This is a genomic window from Streptomyces longispororuber (assembly GCF_014656095.1).
Taxonomy (GTDB): domain Bacteria; phylum Actinomycetota; class Actinomycetes; order Streptomycetales; family Streptomycetaceae; genus Streptomyces; species Streptomyces longispororuber.
On sequence record NZ_BNBT01000039.1, the window covers coordinates 54051 to 60393 of the forward strand.

Consider the following 6343-nt stretch of genomic DNA (forward strand, 5'->3'; position numbering starts at 1 on the left):
GGGGGACGCGGGGGGCTGGAGGACTGGTGGACGCGCGGGAGACTCGGGCCGACGCCGCCACGGCGGGGGACGAGCGCGATGGGGCAGGGCGGTCGGCGGGGCGGCTGCGGGCCACGGGGGTCGGCGCGGTGGCCGTACTGCTGTGGGCGTCCCTGGCGCTGCTGACCACGCTGAGCGGGCGGGTACCGCCGTTCCAGCTCACCGCGATGGCGTTCACGGTCGGCGGGCTCATCGGGCTGCCCCGGGCCGTCCGCGGCGGCGCGGCGCTCGCCCGTGGACTGCCCGGCGGCGCCTGGGCGCTCGGCATCGGCGGCCTGTTCGGCTACCACTTCTTCTACTTCCTGGCCCTGCGCAACGCCCCCGCGGTCGACGCCGGCCTCATCGCCTACCTGTGGCCGCTGCTGATCGTCGTGTTCTCCGCGCTGCTGCCCGGCGAGCGGCTGCGCTGGTGGCACACGGCGGGCGCGGTGCTCGGGCTCGGCGGGACCTTCCTGCTGGTCACCGGCGGCCAGGGCGTGCACCTGCGCGGCGAGTACCTGCTGGGCTACACGGCGGCCGCCGTCTGCGCCCTGGTGTGGTCGGCGTACTCGGTGGCCAACCGCCGGTACCCGCAGGTCCCCACCGACATGGTCGCCTTCTTCTGCCTGGCCACGGCGGCGCTCGCGGCCGTCTGCCACCTCTTGTTCGAAGACACGGTCCGGCCCGACGGCTGGCAGTGGCTCGCCGTGTTCGCCCTCGGCCTCGGCCCGGTCGGCGGTGCCTTCTACGTCTGGGACCACGGCACCAAGCACGGCGACATCCGGCTCCTCGGCACCTTTTCGTACTTCGCCCCGCTGCTGTCCACCACGCTCCTGGTGGCGGCCGGGCGGGCCGACGCGAGCTGGCCCGTCGCCGCCGCCACCGTGCTCATCGCCGGCGGCGCCACCCTGGCCTCGGCGGACGCCCTGCGCGCGGCGCGCCGCGGGAACTGAACCGGGGCCCGGCCACCCGCGCCGGACCCCGGCCGGGTCAGGTCAGGCGTCCACCGGCCACGTCCCGCGGCGGACCATCTCCACCACCTTGTCCGCGCCGTTGGCGCGTACCAGCAGGTCCAGCCGCGCGCGCTCGATGTCCTCGGCGCTCCACTCGTCGGTGGCCATCGTCGCCTTCTCGTGCGACCAGCCGTTGTCGTAGTGGCGTACGACGTAGTCCTTCTGGAAGTCCCACATCTTCGTGCCCGGCAGCGGCGTGACGATGAAGGGGTTGGCGTAGGCCATGCCGCGGCCCATCAGCGTGACCGCGTAGTCGACGGTCTTCTCGATCTGCTCCAGCGACTCGATGTACGGCTCGCCCCCGGGCCGCTCGGGCGGGTTGACGAAGCCGAGCATGAACCCGCCGGTGACCTGGATGCCGTACTCGGTGAACATCTCCACGACGTCACCGGTCGCCTGCTGGAAGGCGTTGAGCCGGGGCTTGCCCGACTCGACCAGGCTGTCCTCGTTGGCGCTCTCCACCGCCAGGTAGACGCTGTAGCAGCCGCCGTCCGCCATGGCCTTGATGAGGTCCCGGCAGGTGAGCCCGGCCCGCATCGCCGCGAGGACGTTGCGGAAGTTGGGGTTGCGCCGCTCGGCCTCGTCCATGCCGTCCGCGAACGCCTCGCCCAGGTGCAGCAGCACGAGGTTGAACAGGCTCAGGCCGCCCTCCTCGACCCACGGCAGGTCGTGCTTGCGCAGGAGCTTGCAGACCTCCATCGCGTACAGCGGGTCGTGCAGCAGGTGGTCGTCCTCGATGAGCACCTCGGTCACGCCGTGCTTGCGTATCTCGGCCAGGTGCAGGTCGAACCAGTCGGTGCCGAGCGCCCGCCAGGGGCCGTTCACCATGGGGATGTAGCAGAAGTCGCAGCCGACGTTGCAGCCGATGGTGGAGAAGATCTGCGCCCAGGAGCCGTGGTCGCGCACCCGTTTGCCCGAGGAGTGGTAGGCCTGCTCGTACTGGCGCATGTCCAGCATGCCGAAGTCGGGCAGCGGCATCATGCCGAGCCGCTGGTCGAGCCCTTGCCGCTTGGGCAGGATGCGCATGTACGGCGACGCGGCGGTCGTGCGGACCACGGCACCGTCGGCGCGGCGGTAGGCGATGCCGGGCACGGCGTCGATGTCGCCGTCCTCCTCGGTGAGCGCCCGCAGGAGAGCGGTGAAGGTCTGGTCCGCCTCGTTGATGACCACGTGGTCGAAGGGGGAGTCCGGTACGGCGTACCGCCAGTCGCCGCTGGGGTGCGCGCCGCCGGTGATCGTCACGATCCCCGGGTCGATGTCCTTGACGAGGTCGGCGAGGGCGCGCGCGTTGCCCCACTGGACGGTGTAGATGCACTGGACGCCGACGACGTCCGGGTCGAACTCCTCGATGAGTGAGCGCAGTTGCTCGTCGTCGAGGCCGTAGCGTACGAGGCTGCTGCCGTTCCCCAGGTCCACGTGCCGGCGCTCCTGTTCCCAGCCGGCGAAGGGGGAGTCGACGATCCGCACGTCGAAACCGGCGAGACGGGCGTTCGCCGCGATGCGCAACAGCCCGATCGGGGTGCCCGCCCGCTTCATGACCTCGAACGTGTCCAGGCCGAGCGCCCTGAAGCTGCTGCCCTGCGGGGAGGGCTCCACGACCCGGGTGTACGAGGGCACCACGAGCAGGACCCGGGGCGCCTGCCCGAGGGCGCGCCGCCGGGTGCCGGACCGGGACGTACGCAGGGAGGCCCGGCCCAGGTGCCGCAGCGCCGGCCGCTGGGGAGCACAGGAGAACGCGACGGAGGGATCTTCCACGAGCACGGGCGCACGGGGGTCATTGCGCGTCATGAGCGCTCCATCTGTCCGATGCGGAGGAGAAGTGGTTCAGATCGTGACCGCCCTCATACGGTGAGGACAGGGTTCCACCCGTAAATGGCGAGAATCCTCGCAAGAGGCCGTGTACATCTGATTCCGTGCCGCCGGGGCAGGTATCCACATACCGAAAGCCCGGGTTCCGCACCGGGGGCGGCCGGTACGAGCACCTGTCCGGTGCGGCTTCCGTCAATTGGCGTAGGGCGTCCGGTGGACGCCTGCCGGAACGGGCCTTTCGCCTGCACGGGCCACGGGAAAAGAAGGGCAATGGCGAGTGGTCGTTTCCCGCGCCGCTTCTCCAGATCTTGCCCCTGCCGTGCGACGGCCGGAGCGCGCTCACCGTAAAGTGCGATCCCGTATTCCGGTCGCGCCGGAAGCGGGACGGCAATATGTGAATGCATGTCATTCCGTTTCGGCGGACGAAGTGTTGTCAAGATCCGCGCGCGGCCGGACGGATAAAGCGCGACCGGAACCCGCGGCGTCGTGGTCCCGTTGACGGGACAGGGGTACCTTGATCCGGCGAGCCCGGCGTGTGGACGGGGCTTTCCTGGGAAACGCCAGGTTCCTCGGGGGAATTCGACGGTGTTCTCCGTGGTCGCGTGACATGCTTCTGCGTGCTCGGCCCGGCCGTGGTGCAGCCTTTTCCGTCCCCGCCGGGACCGGCTGCCGAGTTCGCTCGACGATCATTTCCGTCACCGCTCGGCCGACGCGCCGAGTACAGGGAAGTCGCCCGCCCCGAAAAGCCGTCGAGCGGTATGCGAAGAGCTGACTTCACGGGGGAGCCGGCGCGCACGGTCACGGGTGCACCGGCCGCGAGTCGGTCCCCCCGCGCACGAGGAATAGGAGTGCCACGTCATGATCCCGTTGTCCTTCGCCCAGCAGCGCCTGTGGTTCATCGACAAGTTCGAGGGACCGTCACCGATGTACAACGTGCCCTTTCTCGTCCGGCTGACGGGCGTACTGGACGCGGAGGCGCTCGCGGCGGCGGTCCGTGACGTGGTGACCCGTCACGAGAGCCTGCGCACGCTGATCGTGGAGAGCGCCGACGGCGTCCCCGGGCAGCAGGTGGTCCCCGCCGAGCAGGTCCATCTGGAGATCCCACTGGTCGAGGTGGCCGCCGAGGACGTGGACGAGGCGGTGTGGGAGGCCGCCACCTACGCCATCACGCTGTCCGAGGAGATACCGGTCCGCGCCACCCTCTTCCGCACGGGCGCTGAGGACCACCGGCTCCTGCTCCTCATCCACCACATCGCCAGCGACGGGGAGTCCGCGGGCCCGCTCGCCCGCGACCTGGCCACCGCGTACACCGCACGTGTCCAGGGCGACCGGCCGGACTGGCCCGACCTGCCGGTCCAGTACATCGACTACACGCTGTGGCAGCGCGAGGTCCTCGGCGACGAGAACGATCCCGACAGCCTCCTGTCCACGCAGCTCGCCCACTGGCGCGAGGAACTGTCCGGAATACCGCAGCCGATCCGCCTGCCCACCGACCGCCCGCGCCCCCCGGCCCCCAGCCACCGCGGCGACGGCATCGGGCTCACCCTCGACGAAGAGCTCCTGGAGAAGGTCGAGGCGCTGGCCAGGCGCGCCAACGTGACCACCCCGATGGTGTTCCAGGCCGCGCTCGCGGTGCTGCTCCAGCACCTCGGCGCGGGCGAGGACATCGCCATCGGCTCCACCATCGCGGGCCGCACCGACGAGGAACTCGCGGACCTCGTCGGGTTCTTCGTCAACACCTGGGTGCTGCGCACCGACCTCTCCGGCACCCCGTCCTTCGAGCAGCTCCTCGCGCAGGTGCAGAACAAGGCCCTGGCCGCGTACGACAACGAGGACGCGCCGTTCGAGCGCCTGGTGGAGATCCTCAACCCGGAGCGCTCCACCGCGTACCACCCGCTGTTCCAAGTGATGTTCACCTGGGCGACCCGCGGCTGGTCCGAGTTCGAGCTGCCGGGGGTCAAGGCGCACTTCGGCCCGCTGGCGACCCCGACGGCCAAGTTCGACCTGGAGTTCAACTTCTTCAGCGACCCGCTCGACCCGGGCCTGTCGATCTTCCTGGAGTACGCCACCGACCTGTACGACCGGTCCACGGCCGAGACCCTGCTGGCCCGGTTCGTGCGCCTCGTCGACGCGCTCGCCACCGAGCCCTCCCGCACGGTCACGCGCGTGGACGTTATGGGCCCGGACGAGCGCGAGCTGGTCCTGCGGACGTACAACGACACCGCGGCCCCGACACCCGAACTCGACATCACGGGCCTCATCGGGCGCCAGGCCGCGGCGACACCCGACGCGACCGCCGTCATCCACGACGACCAGGAGCTGTCGTACGCGGAACTCGACGCGCGGGCATCGCGCCTCGCCCGTGAGCTGGTGGGCCGCGGGGCGGGCCCGGAGACCGTCGTCGGACTGGCCCTGCCGCGCTCGGCGGACCTGGTCGTGGGCATGCTGGGCATCCTCAAGGCGGGCGCCGCCTATCTGCCGATCGATCCCAAGTACCCCAGCGCCCGCCTCGGCCACATCCTGTCCGACGCCCGCCCGGCCCTGGTGCTGACCGACGCCGACACGGCCGGAGCGCTGCCGGTGTCGGACGTGCCGAGCCTGTTCATCGAGGACGTCGACTTCGCAGCGGCGGGGCCGGACGTACGGCCGGTCCCGGCCCGGCCCGCGAACACCGCCTTCGTGATGTACACCTCCGGCTCGACCGGCAAGCCCAAGGGCGTGGCGGTCACGCACCGCGGGGTGGTCAACGGTGTCACGCGTCTGGCCGCGGTGGTCGGCGTGGAGGCGGGGTGCCGGATGCTGGCGGGGACCTCCATCAACTTCGACGTGTCGGTCTTCGAGATCGTGACCACCCTGTCGGTGGGCGGCACGGTCGAGGTGGTGCGCGATCCGCTGGTGGTCGCCGAGCGCGGCGGCTGGTCGGGCAGCGTGGTCAGCTCGGTGCCGTCGGTCTTCTCCGAGCTGCTTGACCAGGTGGGCGGGAAGATCCAGGTCGACACGGTGGTCTTTGCCGGTGAGGCGCTGTCGGCGGCGCTGGTGGAGCGGGCCCGCGAGGCCATTCCGGGCGTGCGCGTGGTCAACTCCTACGGCCAGACGGAGTCGTTCTACGCGACGGCCTTCCAGGCCCAGGAGGGCTGGCGGGGGTCGGCGGGTGCGCCGATCGGCGTCCCGCTGGGCAATATGCGCACCTACGTGCTGGGCGCGGGGCTCAGGCCGGTGGCGCCGGGTGTGGTGGGTGAGCTGTACGTGGCCGGTGAGGTGGCCCGTGGCTACTTCGGCCAGCCGGGGCTGACCGCGGAGCGGTTCGTCGCCGACCCCTACGGTCCGGCGGGGCAGCGGATGTACCGCACCGGGGACCTGGCCCGGTGGAACGACGCGGGTAAGCTCGAGTACGCCGGCCGCGACGACGCTCAGGTCAAGGTGCGTGGCTTCCGGATCGAGCCGGGTGAGGTGGAGGCGGCGCTGACCGCGCACCCGGGTGTCGCGAAGGCCGCCGTGGTCAC

Annotated in this window: 3 protein-coding genes; 2 read left to right on the plus strand and 1 reads right to left on the minus strand. The window is 71.1% G+C overall.

The window, feature by feature from the left end:
- The first annotated feature begins 26 nt into the window (after positions 1–26).
- On the plus strand, positions 27–971 hold the full coding sequence (gene yddG, locus IE330_RS15315) for an aromatic amino acid exporter YddG (RefSeq protein ID WP_229925660.1): 945 nt from the start codon (positions 27–29) through the stop codon (positions 969–971).
- Between the two features lie 42 nt (positions 972–1013).
- On the opposite strand, the gene IE330_RS15320 is transcribed toward yddG, so the two are convergent.
- Positions 1014–2819 carry a B12-binding domain-containing radical SAM protein gene (locus IE330_RS15320; RefSeq protein WP_190136546.1) on the minus strand — a complete coding sequence of 602 codons (1806 nt, stop codon included), beginning with the start codon at positions 2817–2819 and terminating at the stop codon, positions 1014–1016.
- An 879-nt stretch (positions 2820–3698) separates the two neighbouring features.
- Here IE330_RS15320 and IE330_RS15325 point away from each other — a divergent pair.
- Positions 3699–6343 (plus strand): non-ribosomal peptide synthetase (locus tag IE330_RS15325; protein ID WP_190136547.1); only part of this gene is annotated, 2645 nt, incomplete at its 3' end.

Bases quoted from the DNA above. Each gene is read 5' to 3' on its own strand.
- IE330_RS15320 (WP_190136546.1), bottom strand. From the start codon at position 2,819: ATGACGCGCAATGACCCCCGTGCGCCCGTGCTCGTGGAAGATCCCTCC.